This window comes from Bifidobacterium dolichotidis, from assembly GCF_003951975.1.
GTDB lineage: Bacteria > Actinomycetota > Actinomycetes > Actinomycetales > Bifidobacteriaceae > Bifidobacterium > Bifidobacterium dolichotidis.
This window is the reverse complement of the sequence record NZ_QXGM01000001.1, coordinates 337,400-359,764: the sequence shown is the minus strand read 5'-3', so window position 1 is coordinate 359,764 and position 22,365 is coordinate 337,400. Positions and strand designations below refer to the sequence as shown.

Genomic DNA, 22,365 nt, shown 5'->3' with positions numbered 1-22,365 from the left:
AAAAACCGTAGCAGGGATGCGCTAGAATACTTTGTCTTGAAATACGAAACAACGTTTCTGATGGGGTGTTATGTCTAACTATTCCTCGCAGCTCGAAATCGAGCAGCGTGCTGTTGATCGTGCCTACAACCGATTGGACGATCTTCGTGCTCAAGCAAGGCAACGACTTGATGCAGTACGTGCTGCTGGTTCACATGGCTCCCCTACACAACGCACTGAGCGTGATTCCTTTGCCACGATGTATGAGGATCGTCTTACACAGTTGCGTTCTGTTGAGGACCGACTGGTCTTTGGTCGTCTCGATAATACGTCTGGCGATCGCCGTTATATTGGCCGCATTGGTTTATCCGATGAACATCACGAGCCAATTTTGACTGACTGGCGTGCAGAAGCTGCGCGTCCGTTCTATGAGGCTACGCCTTCAAACCACGGCGACATTGTTATGCGCCGTCATATTACGTTGCACTTCCGCGAAGTTACTGGCGTGGAAGATGAAGTGCTTGATGTGCATTCGGCACATGTTGATGAGGCTTCGCAAAGTGGCACGCTCACTGGTGAAGGTGCTTTGCTTGCTTCGCTGAGCTCTCGCCGCACGGGCAAAATGACCGATATTGTGGCCACAATTCAGGCTGAGCAGGATGCCATTATTCGTGCTGATTTAAAGGGTGCTGTTGTTGTACAGGGTGGCCCTGGTACGGGTAAAACGGCAGTGGCTCTGCACCGTGCTGCATATTTGCTCTATACACACCGTCGCATGCTGGACCGTTCTGGTGTACTCGTTATTGGTCCTAGCTCTACATTCCTTCGTTATATTGATCAGGTGTTGCCTTCGCTTGGTGAAACGGGCGTGGTGTCTCGCACTATTGCCGATCTGATTCCAGGAGTGACGGCAACACGTGTTGATGAGCCATACGCAGCAAAGATCAAGGGCCAAGCTCGTATGCACGAAGCTATTCGTAATGCTGTTGCTGGTCGTGAACGCGTTCCACAGCAGTTGCCGGTCATTAGTATTAATGGCATTCGTATTGCTATGCGTGCTGAAGATATTCGTGAAGCTATTCGCGATGCACGCCGTACGCGTCAGCCTCATAACAAGGCTCGTGAAACATTCGTCCGCGAAATGCTAGAGACGATGCGCCGTCGTTATGTCGATGAGCTCGATTACGCACCAGAGGCTGAAGAGCTGCGCGATATTATGTCGCAGCTGCGTATGAACGATCAGCTGCGTATTACATTGAATTTGGCTTGGCTGCCTATGAATGCGCAGTGGCTGCTTGACCAGCTGTTCTCCAAGCCAGAACAGTTGCATCGTTATGCGCCTTGGCTCAATAAGCAGCAGGTTCAGGCTCTGGTTCGTCCAAAGGGATCCGAGCTGACGGTTTCTGATATTCCGCTGCTTGACGAGGCCCTCGAATTACTGGGACCTGATCCTCGTGAAGCAGCTCGCGCCGCTGCTCGTGATGCTGCTCGTCAGCGCGATGAGCAGTTTGCTCAAGAGACACTGGCTCAGGCAGGTATTGGTTCTGGCATTGTATCGTCGTCGATGCTCGTTGACCAGATGCAGGGGCTTGATGCTGAGTTAACTGCTCAGCGTGCTGCTGCTGATCGTGAATGGACCTATGGTCACATTGTTGTTGATGAAGCGCAGGAACTGACGGCTATGGATTGGCGCATGCTGATTCGTCGTTGCCCTTCGCGTTCGTTCACGATTGTTGGCGATGTGGCACAGACCAGTGCTTTGGGTGGTACTCGTGACTGGGCTCGTACGATGGATCGTCTGTTTGGTCCTGAGAATTGGTCGTTGAATGAGCTGACGATTAATTACCGTAACCCTAAGGAAGTGTCGCAGCTTGCTGCCGAGTTTGCTGAGCGTGAGGGCCTGTATGTTTCTACGGTAAATGGTGTTCGTACGATGCCTGATTCTGTGAAGCACGAAGTGTGCGATGATCAGCAGGCATTGCTCAAGGCTACGGGTCAGCAGGCCGCGCAACTCGCTTCGGAGTTTGTGCAGGCTGATGGCACTGGTCGTGTGGCTGTTATTACGCCTATTGCGCTGCATGATGAGGTTCAGGCTAGCGTCAAGCAGGCATTGCGTTCAGCTATGACGGATTCGCAAATGCAGCAGCTCGAACAGGGCGACGCATGGGATCATCAGGTCAGCGTGGTTGGTGCACAAGATGTTAAGGGTCTGGAATACGACGCAGTTATTGTTGTGGACCCTGGCATGATCGAACAAGAGGCTCCTTCTCGACTGGTAGCTGCCTCTGATTTGTATGTCGCTTTGACGCGTCCAACGCAACGACTGGTTATATTGCGGACACGTGCTGACGAGAAAACCATTACCGTGTAAGTTAGTGTGCATGCCAAAAGCACTTCTCCTCGAAAATATTCATCCCCTTGCCGCCGAAGCGTTGAGCAAAGACGGTTTTGACGTGGTAACTATGAAGGGCGCATTGAGCGAAGATGAACTCATTGAGGCTCTTGATGGTGTGGACTTACTCGGTATCCGTTCGAAAACAACGGTTACGCCAAAGGTCATTGACGCATGCCCTCAGTTAACAGCAATTGGCTGCTTCTGCATTGGTACTAATCAGGTAGATCTCAGCTATGCTGCTAATCAGGGTATTGCTGTATTTAATGCGCCATACTCGAATACGCGCTCTGTTGTGGAACTCGTTATCTGCGACATTATTTGCTTAATGCGTCGTATTCCAGCGCATACACATTATCTCAAGCATGGCGTCTGGGATAAGTCTGCTACGGGCTCGCATGAAGTGCGTGGCAAAACACTTGGCATTATTGGTTATGGCAATATTGGCTCGCAGCTTTCTGTGCTCGCCGAAGCCCTTGGCATGCGCGTTGTCTTCTACGATTTGGAAGAAAAGCTGGCACTCGGCAATGCTCATCGCTGTGAAACGCTTGATGAGCTGCTTGAGCAGTCTGATGCTGTAACACTGCATGTTGATGGACGTAAGTCGAATACTGGTTTCTTTGGCGAGCATCAGTTTGCACAGATGAAGCAGGGCGCTATTTTCATTAATGCTTCCCGCGGCTTTGTTGCTGATCTTGTTGCATTGAAGAAGTACATTGACAACGGTCATATTGCTGGTGCTGCTCTTGACGTCTACCCTACTGAGCCAAAGGCTAAGGGTGATCCATTTACTTCTGAATTAGCCGATGAAGACAATATGGTGCTCACACCTCATATTGGTGGCTCCACTCTGGAAGCTCAGAAGAATATTGGTACGTTCGTAGCCCAGCGTCTGTCGGATTACTGGTTCAAGGCTTCTACGATGCTCAGTGTCAATCTGCCACAAATTACTGTTGGTGATTGCAAGAACGAAGCTCGTGTGGCTCATCTGCATAAGAACCTGCCAGGTATTCTGGCTCAGGTTAACCAGCACCTCGGCGCACAGGACATTAACGTTTCTGCTCAGTCGCTCGGTACTGAAGGTGAAATCGGTTATGCCGTTATGGATGTTTCTGCTCCACTGAGCCAAGAAACTATTGAAGCGCTCGAAGCCATTCCAGGCACGATTCGCGTTCGAGTCATGCAATAACCACCACAATACGTATAGCAAGAACCCCGCTGTAACATCAGTATTCGTTACAACGGGGTTCTTTGATTATGCGATTACTCCGTACTTGCTTAAGTGGTACCCGCTTGAACAGTTAATATTCAAACGATTCTTGCTTGAGCAATACCTACTTGAGTAGTACTTGTTTTAGCGATGCATTGTCCGTGTTGAACGCGAATTACTTATTCGCCTTCTGTTCATCTTCGGCGCGCAAATCGTCAATAGCACGCTGGAAATCATCAAGGTTCTTGTAGTTCTGATAAATGCTTGCGAACCTGATATAACCCACGACGTCAAGTGCACGCAGTGGCTTCAAAATTGCTTTACCAACAACATCCGATGGAATAGTTGCTAAACCTTGTGCACGCAGGTCTTCTTCGACTTGCATACCAAGACGCTTTAAATCTTCTTCTTTAACAGGCCTGCCGTGGCATGCGTTGCGCACACCAGCAATAATCTTCTCGCGGTTGAATGGCTCAACATCACCAGAACGCTTCTTCACGAGCAGCGTGGTTGTTTCCATCGTGGTGAATCGATTATTGCAGTGCAAACATTGACGACGACGGCGAATAGAAAAACCGTCTTCGCTAATGCGCGTATCAATTACTTTTGTTTCAGCGCTGTGACAAAAAGGACAATGCATACATATAACAATAGTCTGTACAACGCCAACACCTGTTTATTGCTCAATAATGGGCACTTGGAGCTGCTGTCCGGCAATGATGGTCGCATTTGGTAGATGGTTCATTGTTGCAATTGTATGGACGACTTCAGAGACATCCTCAGCACCATCGCTCACCTGCTGCGCGATACCCCATAATGAGTCACCAAGTTGCACAGTATAACTTACCGTTGCTGTGGCACGTTCGGCATGTGCTGGCTCAGCATCCGCCACAAAAGCGTTGAAACCAAAGGCAATTGCGCAGATCATAACTGCGATCGCAATGTATTCCATAACCGTAAAACGCGACCGCTGTGTTCTGCTTTGGCTCTCTCCAACCCGCATTGGTAAGGCTTTCATAACTGAACCCTTTCGAACATTTGTTCGTCTTCTCAATGCACCCCATATTCGCACATTTGTTCGATTGAGTCAAAGCTTGATTCGAACATCTGTTTGAAATTCAATGATTTTCGCGGTATGCTTAGGCGTGTTGCAACGAAAGGATCAATCATGAGCACAAACAACGCCACTCAGCCTCAAGAGCGCGAGCCGTTGACTACTCGTCAACAAGTTGTGTTCGATGCGATTCAAGACTTTATTGAGCGCACTGGTTTTGCACCAAGTATGCGCGAAATTGGTGAGGCTACTGGGCTGAAAAGTACATCGTCTGTACTGCACCAACTCAATGTATTGGAAGCCAAGGGCTATATTCGTCGCGATAGCAATAAAGGCCGCGCCATTGAAATAATTGGTCACAAGCCGAAGCCACGTGTGGAAACTACGGTTGCCGACATTTCTGTTGCCAATATGCCATCACTAGAGCAATCATCTGATGTGCCACTTGTTGGCGCCATTGCAGCCGGTGTTCCTATTACTGCCGAACAGCATGTTGAAGATGTTATGCGTCTTCCAGTCAGGCTCACTGGCACTGGTAATTTGTTCATGCTCGAAGTACATGGTGATTCCATGATCGATGCCGCAATTTGCGATGGCGATTATGTTGTTGTGCGAGAGCAGCACAATGCTGAAAATGGCGATATTGTTGCAGCTTTACTTGGTGATGAGGCCACAGTAAAAACATTTCGCAATGACAACGGCCACATCTGGCTCATGCCACATAATCCAAGCTATTCCCCTATTGATGGAACGCATGCACAGATTATGGGCAAGGTCGTCACCGTACTGCGTCGAATTTAAATCAGCACTTCCACCCGTCACAGTGGTCCTCTTATAACAGCGATCCGCGTATAGCGATGACCACTCATAACAGCGATTCACATATAACAGTGATCCGCTCATAACAGTGATCCGCTCATAACAGTGATCCGCTCATAACAGTGATCCGCTCATAACAGTGACCCGCTTATACACAAATAGATGTTTCACAAATTTTGCGTGAAACATGATGTGCAGGGTTGGAAGCAAACCACGTCTTTAAACAACAAATGCCACTACGAACCAAATCGTAGTGGCATTTGCTTATACGCTTTATGCGGTTACTGCAAACAGCAGTCCCCTGCCGCGCTTATCGACTATCAGAAGCCGAACTGAGCAGCAGTCTCCTTCAGCGTTGCAGCAGAACGCTTCAGAGCCTCGAGCTCGGAATCGGACACTGGCGTGTTGATGCGGGAGTTCACACCGTTGCGGTTGAGCAGCGTAGGAACAGACATGCACACATCGGAGATGCCGTGGAAGTCGCTCAGCAGCGTCGACACAGGCAGGATGCGGTTGGTGTCGTTCATGATGGACTCGATGATGTCCACGCCGGACATAGCGATTGCGAAGTTCGTTGCGCCCTTACCGTTGATGATCTTGTAAGCAGCGTTCTTCACTTCCTGGTGGATCTGCTCGCGAACCTCAGCATCGAATGGCTTCTGGCCTGGCAGTGGCTGCCAATCGGTCATTGGAACGCCACCGATGGTTGCGGACTGCCACAGTGGGACTTCGGAGTCGCCGTGCTCACCAGCAATGTAAGCGTGAACGTTCTTGACGTTGACGCCCGTGTGCTGAGCAATCAGGAAGCGAAGACGAGCGGAATCGAGGTTCGTACCGGAGCCGAACATCTGCGTTGCTGGCAGACCCGAGAGCTTCAGGGAAACCTGCGTCACGATATCCACTGGGTTCGTGATCAGCATGTAGATTGCGTTTGGAGCAACCTTCACGAGGTTAGGAATGATCGACTTCATGATGTTGATCGTTGCGCCTGCAAGATCCAGACGGGACTGGCCTGGCTTCTGGCGTGCGCCAGCCGTGATGACAACCATATCTGCATCGCGGCAAATCTCAGGATCGTCAGATCCATCGATCGAAACGGTTGGGTAGAAGCTGGAGCCGTGCTGCATATCGAGCACTTCAGCCTCAACACGATCCTTTGCAATATCCTCGAGCACAATCTCGCGTGCCACGCCGCGCTGAGCTGCAGCGAATGCGAGTGTGGAACCGACGGCGCCTGCGCCGACGATAGCAAGCTTCGTTGGCTTAATTGGTGATTCTGCCATGCTTTCAACCTCTCACAATGAGAACGCGCATGCGTGAACATGCTTTGCGCTCTACTTTGTTTCTATGGTTGCAAATCCCTACGTTTATAAGGGATTGCACAAATACTCATTGATCACTGTAATCAATTGCGCAGACCTGTAGCCAGATTGCTGAACCGTTTCAGCGATACGCCGAGCATGTTCATGTCATTATTCGGCATCAGGAAGCGCCTGATCCATAATCGCTGCAGCGAGGCGGTCATCAACCGAAGCTACAACAGCCATGCCGTCATCACGGTAATCAATCGAATGTAACTGGCCGAACTCACGAATACGGTTGACTAATGAACCTGCTGTATACGGCAGAAGCGCTGTAATTTCAACGTCTGGACGCGGCAGCAGTGACTCAACTTGCTCGCGAAGCGCAGTCAAACCCTCCCCCGTTGCCGAGGACACCACAAAAGCGTCGGGCATTAATTTGTGAATTCGCTCACGTTTTGGCTCATCGATAAGATCGGCCTTATTAAAGACGACAAGCGTAGGAATACCAGCCACGCCATCAATGTCCTTGAGCACATCGTTGACGGCGTCAATCTGCGAGAACGGATCTGGATGAGAACCGTCCACAACGTGCACAATCAAATCAGCTTCAGCAACTTCTTCGAGTGTTGATTTGAATGCTTCAACAAGCTGCGTTGGCAGGCGGCGTACGAATCCAACCGTATCGACGTAGGCGTAACGGCGGCCGTCCTCAGCCTTGGCACGGCGCACAGCCGTATCCAGCGTTGCGAACAGTGCGTTCTCTACGAGCTCCGACGAGCCCGTCAGACGATTCGTCAACGACGACTTTCCTGCGTTCGTATAGCCGACCACAGCCACGGTCGGCAAGCCAGTGCGACGCCTCGAGCCGCGCTTAACCTGACGAGAAGGCGCCATTTGCGCAATCTGCTTGCGCAAACGGGCAATACGCGTACGAATAACGCGGCGGTCCATTTCGATCTTCGTTTCACCTGGGCCACGCGAACCAATACCAGCGTCAGCACCTGCTGCACGACCACCGGCCTGACGCGACAGTGCCGCACCCCAACCACGCAGACGAGGCAACATATATTGCAGCTGTGCGAGCTCAACCTGAGCTTTACCCTCTCGAGACTGCGCATGCTGAGCGAAAATATCGAGAATAACTGCCGTGCGGTCGACGACTTTCACGCGTGTCACATCTTCGAGTGCACGTCGCTGGCTTGGTGGCAAATCCGCGTCAACAATAATCGTATCGGCCTCGTTCACAGCCACAATGTCAGCAATTTCGCGCGCTTTACCCGAGCCAACATAGGTTGCGGCATCTGGCTTGGCACGATGCTGCAGCACACCATCTACAACTTGAGCTCCAGCAGTTTCTGCGAGCGCGGCGAGCTCTCGTAACGATTCTTCTGCTTGAGACTGCGTCGTCTCGCGGCTCGACCACACGCCAACGAGCACTACGCGTTCAAGTCGAATCTTTCGATATTCAACTTCGGTAACGTCTTGGAGTTCGCCCAAGCCGGTGACATGTTTCAGTTCGTTTCGTGACTCGCGTTCGCGCCAGAGCTCGTCATTGTGCTCGGCATAGTATCCCGACTCAGTTTGTGTGTCGAGAAGCACGTCTGAGCTTGAGGTCAGCACGCCTGCATCGTTCGCGTTGTGTTGCTGCTCGGTCGACTCAGTCGGCTTGTTCTGCTGCTGCGTTTCGACCACCCCTTTCTCGTTGTGCGCGTTAAACTCGTATCGGTTTATTATCATCGTTTTGGAAGACTTTTTGTGGGCCTGCTGAAGTAGTGATATTTATTTCCCATGCTGCAGCACATAGGTATGCTCACGTTGGATTGATCGGCAGGTACGTATGGCACAGCATAATGCACAACAGCACACAGCAAAAGCATCTGGCGGTGAGCAATATTTCAATGCCACGCCTTCGTCTCCTGATGTGCGTGTGGCTCATGAATTTAGCGTGCGTGATCACGATGTTACGGTGCAAACTTCGCATGGTGTGTTCTCGGCTGATCGCGTTGATTTAGGTACGCGCGTGCTGCTGCGTCATGCGCCTGAGCTGCCAGCAACGGGTAACTTCTTGGACCTGGGTTGTGGCTGGGGTCCTATTTCTCTGGCTATGGCATTAGATGCACCTGAGGCTGCTATTTATGCCGTTGATGTTAATGAGCGTTCGATTGATTTGACGAAGGCGAATGCTGTAGCTAATAACTGCTCGAATATTCATGCGGGTAAGGCTGAGGATGTTCCTGCTGATATGCAGTTTGACCGTATTTGGTCGAATCCTCCTATTCGCATTGGTAAGGATGCCTTGCATGAGCTGCTCATGACTTGGTTGCCAAGACTGACGGTGGACGGTTATGCCTACTTGGTTGTGCAGAAGAACTTGGGTGCTGATTCGTTGATGCCTTGGTTGGCTCAGCAGCTTGGTGAGCACTATGAGGTTTCGAAGTATGCCAGCTCGAAGGGCTACCGCGTTATTGAAGTGCATCGTTTGGCTGCATAGTGCTGTCCAGCCAATAAGGCGTTACGGCATTACGGAAACCCAGCAATGCAGCAATGCAGCAAATCCGGCAATAAGCCAATCAGGCGATGAAATTTTTTTGTAATGCACTGTGTTGCATGAATAAAGCGTTCCAACATGAGGAGAAGCTAAGTTAACTGTGGGCATGAAATTTGAGTATCCGCAAGAACTGCCCGTAAGCGCAGCAAAAGATGAGATTGCGCATGCTATTGAGCATTCCCAAGTGGTTATTTTGTCTGGCCAAACAGGCTCTGGTAAAACCACACAGCTGCCAAAAATTCTGCTCGAGATGGGCCGTGGCTCGCATGGCAAGCAGATTGTACATACGCAGCCTCGTCGTTTGGCTGCTCGCACCGTTGCTGAGCGTATTGCCAGTGAGCTTGGTGTTGGCTTAGGTGATGAGGTCGGCTATCAGGTTCGTTTTACTGATGAAAGCTCAGCTCATACGCGTCTGCGTGTCGTAACCGATGGTATTTTGCTCGCACAGATTCAGCGTGATCCAAAGCTGATGCGCTATGACACGATCATTATTGATGAGGCTCATGAGCGCAGCTTGAATATTGACTTTTTGCTTGGCTATTTTACGGCACTGCTCCCCGATCGTCCAGATCTGAAGCTCGTTATTACATCAGCAACAATCGATTCGGTAAAGTTCCAGAAGCATTTCGAAGAAGCACTGCATAAGCCAGTTCCTGTTATTGAAGTGTCTGGCCGCACCTACCCTGTGCAAATTGCCTATGAACCACTGGGTTCAGCTCCTGCCCTGATGAATCATGTGCCGGGATTTGTTGATGGTGTGCGCCCAGGCGACGATTCGTATGGCACGGACGATGCTGCTGATGATACTGATATGCCAACAGCTGTGGCTCGTGCATGCTCGGAGCTGCTCATTATTTCGTCGCATACGAATGGTCCTCGAGACATTCTTGTGTTTGCCTCCGGCGAGCGCGATATTCGTGAATTTGAGCAGGCACTGCATCATCATCTGGGTCCTCGTGCCAGCGATATGCGCCGCTCGGATGCGGTTGAAATTATGCCGTTGTTTGCTCGTTTAAGTGCGAAAGAGCAGCATCGTGTGTTTGAGCCACATGCTCATCAGCGCATTGTTATTGCTACGAATGTTGCCGAAACATCGTTGACCGTGCCGTCGATTCGTTACGTGGTGGATCCTGGTATGGCACGTATTTCGCGCTATTCGAAGTCTGCTAAAGTGCAGCGTCTGCCGATCGAGCCTATTTCTCAGGCAAGTGCCGATCAGCGTTCGGGCCGTTGCGGTCGTGTGGCTGACGGTATTGCTATCCGCCTGTATTCTCGCGAAGATTTCGAGTCCCGTCCGCGCTTTACGGAGCCTGAGATTTTGCGTACGTCACTGGGCGCTGTGGTACTGCACATGCTTTCGGTGGGCGTCGCTTCGTGCGCTGAAGATATTACTGATTTTGGATTTATCGATCCGCCAGATATGAAGGCCGTGTCTGATGGCTTCAACGAGCTGACTGAGCTGCGTGCGATTAAGCGTAAAGATGGTCGCACTACGTTAACGCATATTGGTCGTCAGTTGTCGCGACTGCCTATTGATGTGCGTTTGGGCCGCATGATTATTGAGGCTGCTCGTTCTACAACGCCAAATACGTTGGCTGCTGTCATTGTTATTGTCGCGTTCTTGAGCTTGCAGGATCCTCGTGAACGTCCTGATGCTGCTCGTGACGAGGCTGATCGTATTCATAACCGCTATGCCGATCAGACGAGTGACTTCTTAACTGCGCTGAATATTTGGGATCGTGCGTTCCAAATTGATGGCGAAATGTCGAATCGTGCACTGCGGCATTTGTGCAAGGACGAGTATTTCAACTTCTTGCGTATGCGTCAGTGGAAGGATTTGGTTTCCCAGCTGCGTCAAATGTGCCATGAACTGAAGTTCAAGGTAGGCCAGCCATTACCTATTTCGCGTCCTTCGAACGATATTCGTGCATTACCGATTAATCAGCAGGCTGCTCATAGTCTGATGTGCTCGTGGGATAGCGAAGGTATTCATACGTCAATGCTGGCTGGCTTGCTTTCCATGATGGGTATGCAAGTGGTGCATGAACCTAAGGCTTCTGATTTCACTGGTCTTAAGGGTGCTGCTCGTGCCAAGGCTATGAAGCGTGCACAGAAGATGGCCAAGAATGACTATCAGGGTGCTCGTGGTACAAGGTTTGCTATTTTCCCTGCATCGGCTTTGCATAAGCAAACGCCTTCATGGATTATGACGACGGAGCTTGTGGAAACGAGCCGTTTGTGGGCACGGTATTGTGCGCAAATTGATCCTGTCTGGGCTGAAAAGCTGGCTGGTAATTTAACGCGTACGACGTATGCCAATCCACATTGGTCTGCTTCGCGCGGTGCGGCTGTTGCTGATGCCAAAATTCTGCTGTACGGCTTGCCTATTGTGGCACAGCGTACTGTGCAATGGGGTCGCATTAATGCGCTCGAAGCACGTGATCTGCTGATTCGTCAGGGTCTCGTTGAAGGCGATATTCAACAGCGCTTCTCGCATGATGACTTTATTCAGCACAACATCAATGTGCTTGAGGACGCTGCAGAAGATGCAAACCGTACGCGTCAGGTTGCACAGACGGTCAGTGATGAAGATCTCTACGATTTCTATAACCGTATTCTGCCAAACTCGGCTGTTTCGGTTGCCGATCTGGCGAAGTGGTGGAAAACCGCATATAACGAGAATCCTGAACTGCTGAACTTTGATCCAGATCAGGTAGAACGTTTGCTCGATCAAGATGCACCAAGTCTTGATGACTTCCCTGATCATTGGCATACGGTTGGCTCTGATGGTCGCGAAATCAATTTGCGCTTGAGCTATATCTATGACACCACTGCCGAGAATGATGGTGTCAGCGTACATATTCCAATTAGTGTGCTGTCGCGTATTAGTGCTGAGCAGTTTAGCTGGAATGTGCCTGGTTTGCTCGATGAGTTGATTGTGGCATTAATTAAAGCACTGCCAAAGGCGTTGCGCGTGCAGTTTGTGCCGGCTCCTGATACGGCTCGTCGTATTCGTGTATGGATTGATGAGCATTATGACGCACTACCAGGTGCTCATGAGTCTGCCGATCAACAGTGGCCTGATATTAGCCATGTATTTACGCAGGCTGCTATTGCTACGGTTGGTGCGCAAATTCATCCTGAGGTACTTGAAGGTCTGATGGATCGTTTGGCACCGTATTTGCGCATAACGTTTGTTGTTGAGCAGCCTCTGCCTCAGGGTAAGGGTCATCGCAAGCATGGTCGTGGCCGTGTCAAGGTGCTGGGCCGTGGCAAGAATCTGCAAGCTTTGCAGCATAAGTTTGCTCAGGCCGCTCAGGCTAGTGCACGTCAGGTGGTGCAGCGTCAGGCACAGCAAGCTGCTGATCAAGGCCGTATGGTTGCTCAGGCAACACTGTTGCAGAAGGCTGGTGCTACAACAGCATCGCGCGCTTCGATGCTGTGGAAGGCCGCACTGGATCAGCTGCGTATGCCAAGCGAGCGTATTTCTTCGCGTTGGCTTGGTACAGAAGCGTTGATGCTGGCTGCTGCCCCATATAAGTCAACCAAGGATCTCGTTGAGGATTTGCAGTTGGCTGCTGTGAAGCGTCTTATGCCAAGTATTGCCAAAATTCAGAACGATGAGGCATTAGCTGAGGCCGTTGCTGATGTGGCACAGATTTTCGAAGACACCGTGTATGGCGTAGCACAAGATGTTATTCAGATTCTGAAGCGTCATGCTGAAGTCGAGAAGGCTGTTTCTGGTCCTGCTGATTTACCGATGTTAGCTGTTTTGCAGTCGATTCGCGAACATGTCAGCTCGCTTGTGCACGAAGGCTTTATTGGCGCCGCTCCCCCAGAGTCATTACCACGTATTGAACGCTACTTGCATGCTGATTTGATGCGCTTGCAGAAGGCTAAAACCGATCGTAATCGTGATGTGCGTTGGGCTTGGGAAGCCGATGAGGCAAAGCAGCTCGTGGATAAGGCATTGGCTAAGGCCAAGGCTGAACCAGCTGGTCCTAAGCGTGACGAAATGATGGCTAAGGCACAAACAGCTCGTTGGATGCTCGAAGAGTTTTATGTATCGTTGTGGGCTCAAGAGCTCGGTACTGCTCAACCAGTCAGTATTCAACGCATCACGAAGGCTTTGCGATAGAGAGGGTCGCCATTGGCACAAGCAACGGGGTCGAAGCGACCACAGAAATCAACAAATAACAATCGCAAACGTAAGTCGTGGTGGAAAACGGCGAGCGCTGTTGAACGAACGCGAGTGCTGCTGATTACGGTACTTTCGGCAATACTGGCCGTCGTACTCGTCGTTTCGTGCGCGCAGTTTGTGCACTACCGTATTGAAGTGCAGCATGCGCAGACGGTGCAGCATGAGCTCGAAGAGACCTACGATTTTGATCCGGGCAATATTATTTCGGACGAGGCGTTCTTTGATGGCGATTCGATGAGCGCTACGGAAATCCAGACGTTCCTCAACGACAAGGGCGCGGCCTGCTCGGGTGACCAGTGCTTGAAGTCGAAGTGGTTCGATACGGAACCGCGACCAGCCAACGAGTACTGCAAGAAAATTGATTTGCGAGGTCAACAGACGGCTGCAACGATTATTGCTGCAGCAAGCGAGGCCTGCTCGGTTTCACCAAAGGTGCTGCTGACTATGCTGCAAAAAGAGCAGCATCTGGTGAGTGCCACGGATATTAGCGATTTCCAGTACAAGTCGGCTATGGGTTTGAGTTGCCCGGATGATGCTGATTGTGATCCGGCGTATGCGGGATTCTATAAGCAAGTTGCGGGATCGGCCGAGCGATACCAGTACTACGTGCAGAACGAGCAGAAGTATGGGTATCATGCAGATTCGCTGAACTATATTCAGTACAATCCGAATGCGGCATGCGGTGGTTCGCAGGTGTGGATTGAGAATAAGGCTACGGCATTGCTCTACATCTATACGCCGTATCAGCCAAATCGTGCTGCGTTGCAGGCTGGCACGGGTGAAGGCGATCAATGCTCAACCTATGGCAATCGTAATTTCTCGATTATTTATTCGAGCTGGTTCGGAGATCCTCGCAAGAAATAACGAGGTAGCTCAGTACGAATAGCGGTACAACAGGTACCACGGAACTCACAAGAGGCGGCGCTGATTATTCAACGTCGCCTCTTGTTCTATGTCGCTTGGTATTCAAGCGCAGTGTTCTTAAGCTGATCTCTTAAGCCAATCTCAGCAGACTATCCCTGAGATCGATCTCTTCAGATGCTCGGCTCGAAGCAGACTGCTTTAGAGCTTAGCTAAGTAACGCTGCAGCTCAAATGGCGTAACTTGGCTGCGGTATTCTGCCCATTCCTGACGCTTGTTACGGATGAAGTAGTTGAACACGTGCTCACCGAGTACATCGGCCACGAAGTCTGACTTCTCCATAATCTTGACTGCTTCTTCAAGCGACTCTGGCAGTGGCTGAATGCCCATGGCCTGACGCTCTTGATCCGTCAGCTCCCATACGTCATCACTCGTTGGCTCACCCAATGTCATCTTCTTTTCGATGCCATCAAGACCAGCAGCCAGAATAACCGAGTAAGCCAGATATGGGTTGCACACCGAGTCCAGTGCACGATACTCAATGCGTGCTGAGTTACCCTTGCCTGGCTTGTACATTGGGATGCGCAGCAGAGCCGAGCGATTGTTATGGCCCCAGCAAATATAGCTTGGTGCCTCGTTGCCACCCCACAGGCGTTTATACGAGTTGACATACTGATCGGTAACAGCACTAATTTCTGCAGCATGTGCCAGCACACCGGCAGCGAATTGACGAGCTGTCATCGACATATTGAACTCTTGGCCAGCTTCATAGAATGCGTTGGCATCGCCTTCGAACAGGCTCAAATGCGTATGCATGCCGGAGCCTGGTGCATTAGCCAGTGGCTTTGGCATGAAGCTTGCATGAATACCGCGTTCCAGAGAGATCTCTTTAACAACGGTACGGAACGTCATAATGTTGTCGGCAATCGTCAGTGCATCAGCGTAGCGCAAATCGATTTCATTCTGACCTGGACCACCTTCGTGGTGCGAGAACTCTACCGAAATACCCATTTGCTCGAGCATGTTAACCGTTGCGCGACGGAAATCCATGCCTGGGGAACGTGGCACATGATCGAAGTATCCACCCTCATCAATTGGCACTGGAGGCTGTGACCAGTCCTCTTGCTTCTTGAACAGATAGAACTCAATTTCTGGATGAACGTAGAACGTAAAGCCCTTGTCTTTAGCCTTCGACATAGCGCGCTTGAGCACATGACGAGGATCAGCTAATGATGGCTCACCATCAGGCGTTAACACATCACAGAAAATACGAGCGGTTCCCTGCGGACCACCGCGCCAAGGCAGGATTTGGAATGTGGATGGATCTGGTCGCAGGATCATATCGTCCTCTGACACACGCGTCATGCCCTCGATGGCAGACCCGTCAAATCCAATGCCCTCTTCAAATGCTGCTTCAAGCTCTGCGGGCGCAATGGCTACTGATTTCAGCGTACCCATAACATCCGTAAACCACAGTCGGATGAAACGCACATCGCGCTCCTCCACTGTACGGAGTGCATATTCCTGCTGTTTATCCATAGTGTTCATGCAAGCAGCCCAATGTTACGAAATGATTTACCACACTCGCTCACGGACAAACTTTCACATTCTTCAATGCCGCGATGCTTTGCACGAGTATCTTGCCATCATCACAGGGAGGAATGAGGCAAAGTATTTGCTGCACCACAACGAGCCACATTAGCGGTAGATGCGCCAGTTGCGCACACAATGCTGCAAGACCAGCGCCTACAGCAGGACCGGTTACTGCGCATACGATTGTTTTAAGCACGGTAATTGGTTGCCCAGTCGCTGGTGTGGGCAGCACAGCAATACTGAACAATTGTTGGACAATACTCACCTGTAGCTGTGGATTGCGGTATCGCAAAACAGCAATATGCGCATACTCATGCAGTACTGTGCACGTTGGCATCAGTGCTGCTACTACAAGCAGTTGCGACACAAATGGATTCGCATACGGTGAGCATTGAAATACCGTACCGAGTACAAGTAACGGAAAAAAGGGAAGGTAGCAATGACCCGCAACCCGGAGCAACGTTGCACGTATTGATTGCGTTGATACTGTCATTGCATACCTTCCCGCTCGGAGTGATCAAGGTATTATTGCGCTGCGACTGGCTGCACCTGCTTCTTTTGCTTCACGATGGAAGCGACCAGCAGGACAACAAAGCTCACAACAATGCAGCAGCCCATTAAGCCGTAGGTTGTTGGGCCATTGGTTACGCCAAAAGTAAGGCCTAGGGAGCCACCATCGAGCACTGACGTTGTGTCCATGTACATGGCTCCGCCAAGGAATTCTTTACGCACACCACCTTGTCTTGGTGTTGTTGCCAGAGCAAAAACAAACCAACCTAATACGGTAAGCATCCATAACGCCATGCCAGCGCAGATTGAAGAGAACACCAGTTTAAGATTACGCATTTCGAATTCCTTTTCGATACGTTGTTATGCCAGAAATTGAGTAGACCACGATGGCTGAAACCATTACGGCACCTGCTGCAATAAGGGCCCAGGTTGGGAGCTGAAGCAGGCTCACCATGGAGACTGCCACGATTGCCACCAGCAACATTGCGGCTAAGCCGAGTAATGCATTTGCAGGATTATCTCGAGCCATTGGGAAGATAATGCCGACCATAGTGCAGCTCATGATGGCAGTAAGTAATGCACCATAGGAGCATGCATAGGTCATCATGCTGCAGCCACCCCACGGCAGCAACACGACTGTAACAGCAATCCATGCCAGGGTTGCCACAATAATCTGCGAGCCAATCATGCATACATAGGTGTAGGCGCATGAGCTCTGGTGGCGCTGCCATGGTATACAAATGCCATTTGCGAATTGAGACAGACCCGCAAATGAGAACAGTACCGTTGCATAGAGTGCCGCTTCGCTATGGCCTGTGAACACTGCCCCAACTACGCAGACAGCACACAGTGCCACGCTCATCAGCATATCTTTTGAGCGAATAATATATGCAGCAAATAATGCTAAGTCGCTCTTGCTGACCCATGGGATTGGGCAAGCCACATACACCGACTGTGCACTAAATTGCTTGGGTGCAATCACCAAGCTGATAATCAGCAAAGTTGATGCACATACTGCTCCTGCCAGAACACTCACTCCATTACCGAAGCGTAGTGACAGATCGGAGAACAACGAGAGTACCGACCATGTTGTTGATCGTTCTGTCCAATGCTTCTGAATCTGCATAGTCATGGCGAATGTTGAGCTATAAAAAGCGAAGCTCATCATTGCTATAACAATGGTGCCCACCATGCCGGTGTAACGAGAAAGTCGCAGCAGGGCCATGATGCGCGCAATGCAGTTCCAAACGAAGTACAGCAAACTATAGGCCACAACTGATGGGATTATAATTTGCGCAATAGCAGTAGAAACTGCAGCAATACCACCCTGTCGAATCATTGTGAACAAGAATGCGAGCAGTCCTATAAATACGCAAATACTGACCACGGTGAATTCGCAAGCTAACAGTGTTGCACTGCGCATCTTGCCCGTAATAGGTAAATGATGCAACAGCTTGGCAGCGCCATCTGCCTTGGCAAACGTCACTTTGACCAGCAGGAAGCCCAGTAGCACAAACAATACACTGTTCATCAAGTACAGATTCATCAAGAATGGCCTCAGCCAATCTGCATCGAATACACCTTGCATAAATTGGTCCGTCAGCAGTGCAGCGAACACAAGCCATAACCCGCCGAGTACAACCAGACCGATTCGAACCGACTTCATCCTGAGTGCTCCGTAGCTCAGTACAGTGCGCACGCAAAACTTCATCAGTAAACGATAGGTCAGCCCAAATTGGCGAAGGCTTAATACATGCGATGTCATCAGATTGCCTTCTCCATCACTGCAGTACGGTACCAATTTGGAATACCACCAAATTGTTCATTAATCTGTTCATATGGAAGAGGTGTTTGCAATGCCCCATTCCACATCAATGCGATCGCATCGCAGAGCTCTTCCAGCAAGGCAAAATCGTGACTGCACAGCAGTACCGAGCAACCCTGTGCTCGTAACTTTTTAAACTCTTGAATGCATACGTACCAAGCGTCAATATCAATGCCATTAAGCGTTTCATCCACAATCGTCAAAGGACACTGCAGTAAGAATGCACAGCTCAGCTGCGTCTTCTTCTTCATGCCATGTGAATAGGTTTCAATAAGTCGACGCTCCGCTCCAGCCATACCGAATTGTGCAAAATATTCGGCGACTTCGGCTGCCTCGACTCGTGTGCCATATAGCCTGGCCATGGTTTGTATATATTCAAGTCCAGTTAAAAACACGGGGATATCGTCATTACTACCCACGTGCATAATCGCTAATTTTGCCTGCTGAGAAGAGCACGGCGAACCTTGGAGTTTCATGCTGCCCTGTTGCATTTCAAGCATGTCACAGATCAGATTAATTAATGTTGTTTTACCCGAACCGTTAGGGCCAATAAGACCCATAATCGTCGATTCTTCAACATGTAAATCAACATTCTTTAAGATCGTGCCGGACTTAGAATATCCGAATGACACATCGTTAATATGCAACATAATTCATCAAACCCCAAGAATTTCGAACTCTTAATTGGTACAGTGCACTCTGAGCTCGAAGCCGAAATCTACCCACACGAAGCCTCCGGTGAAGGTGCCGTGACCATTGGTGATACACCAAACGGACATCGCGCAAGCAAGAGCAAAGCCAATAGTCATGAGCACAGCAAGCAGCACTAAATACCAAGCGCCATAGCGCTGGCTCACCCATAAATTAGGATTTAGTAGCTTAAGAAGTAGCCATCGAGTTCGGTCCTTCATAGTTATTTCTCCTGATTTTGCGCATAATTGCAGCACAAAAATGCTGTCAATATGCGGTTTGTTGAGGGTTTCCGGTCAGTCGTTGATCCGGTCATTTCACTGTATAGGGGTACCCCCTTTACACTATCTTCAAATATCAATATTCGAGACCAAATTCTTGATAATCAATACAAATAAAACAAAAAGGCCAAGCAGCATGCTTGGCCTTTCAACGATTTCGAGCTTGCTACCCGATCAGAAATTACTCATACGAACTTTCGTTTTTATATGAATAATCATATTCATTTATATTTAGCTGCGCGCTACTTTCAGAGCCTCAGGCAATGTAAATGCCTTGGTATAGAGCGACTTACCAAGAATCGCAGAATCCACACCCAATGGTTCGAGTGCCTTCAGATGTTCCAGATCAGCGAGCGCCGAAATGCCACCGCTGGCCGTAACTCGAGCATTCGTCGCCTGAGCCACCTCAGTGAGCAGGTCCAAGTTTGGCCCAGTCATCATGCCATCACGGTTGACATCGGTAACCACATATCGTGAGCATCCAGCTGAGTCGAGCAGCTCCATCATCTCGAAGAGATCGCCGCCCTCTTTGACCCATCCACGTGCGGCAAGCGTATGCCCACGTACATCAAGGCCAACAGCAACCTTGTCACCATATTTGGCAATCTGCTCGGCCGTCCAGTCAGGATTCTCAAGTGCAGCCGTACCAATATTGACGCGCGATGCTCCTGAATCAATAGCCTCAGCAATCGAAGCATCGTCACGCATGCCACCTGACATTTCAATATGAACTTGGTCGCCCAATTCTTTAACAATTGTGCGCAGCAGCGGCCTGTTATTGCCCGTACCAAATGCTGCGTCTAAATCAACAAGATGAATCCACTCAGCACCGAGTTCCACCCACGTGCGCGCAGCCTCGAGCGGTGAGCCATAATCCGTTTCCGATCCCGATTTTCCCTGCGTTAGGCGCACAGCCTTACCGTCGCGCACATCAACTGCGGGCAGCAATGTTAATGCCATGCCGTTCTCCTTAATCGTGAGTGGTTACTCTCTTTTTTACAACTTTTTATTCCTGTTTATTTGTCAGTGGCTGTTACAGCACACTGACCCAGTTCCTCAGTAATTGAGCACCAGCTTGGGCTGATTTTTCTGGATGGAATTGTGTAGCAAATAATGGGCCTTGTTCAAAAGCGGCGACGAATCGGCTACGGCCATACGTGCACCACGCCGTTGTTATATTGTTGCCGCAATCGATATTGTGCTGCGTAATATCAGCTGGAGCAATCTCATGTGCTGCATAGGAGTGCACATAGTAAAAACGCTCCCCTTCTATGCCACGGAACAGCACAGAATTTGGCTCAGCCTCTACAGTGTCCCAGCCCATATGTGGCACTACATCAGCATCAAGCAAGCGTACTGTGCCATTAACTAAGCCAAGGCCCTCAGCCAACGTTGGCTGTGGTTCTTCGATTGTTTGATGTTCAAGCGACTGCGCAATGCGATCAATTTCTTGTTGTGCTTGTGTATTTTCTTCGCCGTATTTGAACATAATTTGTTGGCCGACGCATACACCAAGCACAGGGCGGCCTGCACGCAGACGATCAAAAATAACGCGATCTCCTGCTGCAGCTTTCAGGCCTTTCATGCAGGCCGCAAATGCACCAACGCCAGGAACGACTAAACCATCAGCCTCAAGTGCGGTGTGATAGTCCGAAGTCAACGTTGCATCAAGACCAAGGTTTAGCAGTGCACGCATCATCGAACGTACATTGCCAAAGCCGTAATCAAACACCACCACTGAGGTCATAGGTGTTCCTTTCCGATTTATTCGATTGAGGAATTGCCTCCACGGCCATAGCGCGTGTGAGCCGAAATAATGGCCAATGCCTGATCCCTTGTCAGATCACCTGACGAATGGAAATGCACGCCAGAAGACTTGAGCTCATCAAGCGTGGTAATGCCAAGCATTAAATCTTCAACAAATGGTGGCGTCGTCGTGAACAGCAGCGGTGGCGCATACTGTTGACCTGCTTCACCTTCGAAATACATCGTGGCTTCGAGCTTGTCAGCACGGTTCACGGCGAGTACGGCAACTAGGCCAGACACCACAGTCGTCAAATCCTTGGCAGCAGCTTCCGGACCATCACCATCAAGATTGTGCAGAATAGCAACCGAGCCTTCAGTTGCATCCACACAATCGGCAGCAATATCAGCCAACTGGCAGAATGCGGCCAGCAGTGAGGCACTCGTCAGACGAGTCACCAGCACAGCCTGCTTAGCTTTATTGCCCAGCAGTCCCTGCAGTTCATCTTCGAAGTTCACCTGTGGTTCCTCGCTAGTCGAGGAATCAATCTGCTGATCAGCGGCCTCTGCGGCAATGGATGCGGCAGAGTCGGCAACCGACGCAGCTGAAGCATCGGCAGCAGTCTCAGCGGCCGAATCTAAATTTTGAAACTCCTGCTCAAGTTCAGCGAACGCAGCTTCAAGATCTGCATCATGAAACTCGTTGAACTGATCGTCGTTAGTGTTCTCAGAACGAGACATCACAGCGCTCCCTTAGTGCTTGGAATACCGTCTACGCGCGGATCCAGCTCAATAGCAAATCGCAACGCACGAGCCAAAGCCTTGAACTCAGCCTCAGCAATATGGTGCGGATCACGACCTGCAATAACGTGCAAATGCAAACAGATACCAGCATGAATCGCAATTGATTCCATAACGTGGCGTACGAGCGAACCCGTAAAATGACCGCCGATCATGCAGTACTCGAAGCCCTCAGGCTCGCCCGAGCACACGCAATATGGTCGACCCGACACGTCAACAACAGCTTTGGCCAGTGCTTCATCAAGCGGCACCGTGGCATCGGCAAAACGGCGAATACCACGCTTGTCGCCAAGCGCTTGACGCAGTGCTTCACCAAAAACAATGGCTGTATCTTCAACCGTATGATGCGCATCAATATCCGTGTCGCCATGAGCGCGGATCGTCAAATCAATAAGCGAGTGCTTACCCAAAGCCGTCATCATATGGTTAAAGAACGGCACTGAAGTTTCAATGTCGGTCTTACCAGTGCCATCGAGATTCAAGCTGAGCTCTACGCTCGACTCGCTTGTTTCGCGCACGATTGAAGCCGTACGTGCCACTGCTGGCCTCCTTCA

Annotated in this window: 20 protein-coding genes; 6 read left to right on the top strand and 14 right to left on the bottom strand. The window is 50.3% G+C overall.

Annotated features, from left to right (window positions below; genetic code table 11):
* The first annotated feature begins 70 nt into the window (after nt 1-70).
* Nucleotides 71-2,350, top strand: a complete 2,280-nt coding sequence (locus D2E26_RS01280; protein ID WP_125962896.1) for a HelD family protein — start codon at nt 71-73, stop codon at nt 2,348-2,350.
* Between the two features lie 10 nt (nt 2,351-2,360).
* The gene (gene serA, locus D2E26_RS01275) at nt 2,361-3,560 is read left to right on the top strand and encodes a phosphoglycerate dehydrogenase (RefSeq protein WP_125962895.1); all 1,200 of its coding nucleotides are present in this window, start codon (nt 2,361-2,363) and stop codon (nt 3,558-3,560) included.
* Nucleotides 3,561-3,756: 196 nt separating this feature from the next.
* Here the strand turns inward: serA and nrdR are convergent, their stop codons facing one another.
* Both nrdR and D2E26_RS01265 read right to left on the bottom strand, forming a co-directional pair.
* On the bottom strand, nt 3,757-4,221 hold the full coding sequence (gene nrdR / locus D2E26_RS01270; RefSeq protein WP_125962894.1) for a transcriptional regulator NrdR: 465 nt from the start codon (nt 4,219-4,221) through the stop codon (nt 3,757-3,759).
* Between the two features lie 36 nt (nt 4,222-4,257).
* On the bottom strand, nt 4,258-4,599 hold the full coding sequence (locus tag D2E26_RS01265) for a LysM peptidoglycan-binding domain-containing protein (protein WP_125962893.1): 342 nt from the start codon (nt 4,597-4,599) through the stop codon (nt 4,258-4,260).
* A gap of 117 nt (nt 4,600-4,716) precedes the next feature.
* On the opposite strand from D2E26_RS01265, the gene lexA reads away from it, so the two are divergent.
* Entirely contained in the window at nt 4,717-5,436 is a 720-nt protein-coding gene (gene lexA / locus D2E26_RS01260; RefSeq protein ID WP_478213035.1) for a transcriptional repressor LexA, read from the top strand.
* 338 nt (nt 5,437-5,774) lie between these two features.
* On the opposite strand, the gene D2E26_RS01255 is transcribed toward lexA, so the two are convergent.
* Nucleotides 5,775-6,737 carry an L-lactate dehydrogenase gene (locus D2E26_RS01255; RefSeq protein WP_125962891.1) on the bottom strand — a complete coding sequence of 321 codons (963 nt, stop codon included), beginning with the start codon at nt 6,735-6,737 and terminating at the stop codon, nt 5,775-5,777.
* Between the two features lie 189 nt (nt 6,738-6,926).
* Nucleotides 6,927-8,378, bottom strand: coding sequence for a GTPase HflX (gene hflX / locus D2E26_RS01250; RefSeq protein WP_420897195.1), 1,452 nt, complete (start codon nt 8,376-8,378; stop codon nt 6,927-6,929).
* Between the two features lie 217 nt (nt 8,379-8,595).
* On the opposite strand from hflX, the gene D2E26_RS01245 reads away from it, so the two are divergent.
* The 3 genes from D2E26_RS01245 (at nt 8,596) to D2E26_RS01235 (ending at nt 14,371) form a co-directional block, all read left to right on the top strand.
* Complete coding sequence (locus D2E26_RS01245) at nt 8,596-9,249, top strand: class I SAM-dependent methyltransferase (RefSeq protein ID WP_125962889.1); 654 nt, start codon at nt 8,596-8,598, stop codon at nt 9,247-9,249.
* A gap of 163 nt (nt 9,250-9,412) precedes the next feature.
* Nucleotides 9,413-13,444 (top strand): ATP-dependent RNA helicase HrpA, encoded by a 4,032-nt coding sequence (hrpA, locus tag D2E26_RS01240; protein WP_125963360.1) that lies wholly within the window; start codon nt 9,413-9,415, stop codon nt 13,442-13,444.
* A gap of 12 nt (nt 13,445-13,456) precedes the next feature.
* Nucleotides 13,457-14,371: a hemagglutinin gene (locus D2E26_RS01235; RefSeq protein ID WP_241218817.1), complete on the top strand. Its 915-nt coding sequence runs from the start codon at nt 13,457-13,459 to the stop codon at nt 14,369-14,371.
* A 198-nt stretch (nt 14,372-14,569) separates the two neighbouring features.
* Here D2E26_RS01235 and D2E26_RS01230 read toward each other — a convergent pair whose 3' ends face one another.
* The 10 genes from D2E26_RS01230 to hisB all read right to left on the bottom strand — a co-directional run bounded on the left by D2E26_RS01230 (nt 14,570) and on the right by hisB (nt 22,350).
* Nucleotides 14,570-15,907, bottom strand: coding sequence for a glutamine synthetase family protein (locus D2E26_RS01230; RefSeq protein WP_125962888.1), 1,338 nt, complete (start codon nt 15,905-15,907; stop codon nt 14,570-14,572).
* 49 nt (nt 15,908-15,956) lie between these two features.
* Nucleotides 15,957-16,454, bottom strand: coding sequence for a hypothetical protein (locus D2E26_RS01225; protein WP_125962887.1), 498 nt, complete (start codon nt 16,452-16,454; stop codon nt 15,957-15,959).
* 32 nt (nt 16,455-16,486) lie between these two features.
* The gene (locus D2E26_RS01220) at nt 16,487-16,807 is read right to left on the bottom strand and encodes a hypothetical protein (protein WP_125962886.1); all 321 of its coding nucleotides are present in this window, start codon (nt 16,805-16,807) and stop codon (nt 16,487-16,489) included.
* On the bottom strand, nt 16,800-18,137 hold the full coding sequence (locus D2E26_RS01215) for a hypothetical protein (protein WP_125962885.1): 1,338 nt from the start codon (nt 18,135-18,137) through the stop codon (nt 16,800-16,802). Before D2E26_RS01215 ends, D2E26_RS01220 begins: the two co-directional genes overlap by 8 nt.
* A 98-nt stretch (nt 18,138-18,235) precedes the next feature.
* Nucleotides 18,236-18,928, bottom strand: coding sequence for an ATP-binding cassette domain-containing protein (locus D2E26_RS01210; protein ID WP_241218816.1), 693 nt, complete (start codon nt 18,926-18,928; stop codon nt 18,236-18,238).
* A gap of 48 nt (nt 18,929-18,976) precedes the next feature.
* Nucleotides 18,977-19,207: a hypothetical protein gene (locus D2E26_RS01205; protein ID WP_125962883.1), complete on the bottom strand. Its 231-nt coding sequence runs from the start codon at nt 19,205-19,207 to the stop codon at nt 18,977-18,979.
* Between the two features lie 291 nt (nt 19,208-19,498).
* Nucleotides 19,499-20,227 carry a bifunctional 1-(5-phosphoribosyl)-5-((5-phosphoribosylamino)methylideneamino)imidazole-4-carboxamide isomerase/phosphoribosylanthranilate isomerase PriA gene (priA, locus tag D2E26_RS01200; RefSeq protein ID WP_125962882.1) on the bottom strand — a complete coding sequence of 243 codons (729 nt, stop codon included), beginning with the start codon at nt 20,225-20,227 and terminating at the stop codon, nt 19,499-19,501.
* A gap of 73 nt (nt 20,228-20,300) precedes the next feature.
* Complete coding sequence (locus D2E26_RS01195) at nt 20,301-21,014, bottom strand: imidazole glycerol phosphate synthase subunit HisH (protein ID WP_125962881.1); 714 nt, start codon at nt 21,012-21,014, stop codon at nt 20,301-20,303.
* A 17-nt stretch (nt 21,015-21,031) separates the two neighbouring features.
* Nucleotides 21,032-21,751 (bottom strand): hypothetical protein, encoded by a 720-nt coding sequence (locus D2E26_RS01190; protein ID WP_125963358.1) that lies wholly within the window; start codon nt 21,749-21,751, stop codon nt 21,032-21,034.
* Nucleotides 21,751-22,350, bottom strand: a complete 600-nt coding sequence (gene hisB / locus D2E26_RS01185) for an imidazoleglycerol-phosphate dehydratase HisB (protein ID WP_125962880.1) — start codon at nt 22,348-22,350, stop codon at nt 21,751-21,753. The genes D2E26_RS01190 and hisB overlap by 1 nt, the downstream gene beginning before the upstream one ends.
* Nucleotides 22,351-22,365 lie beyond the last annotated feature (15 nt).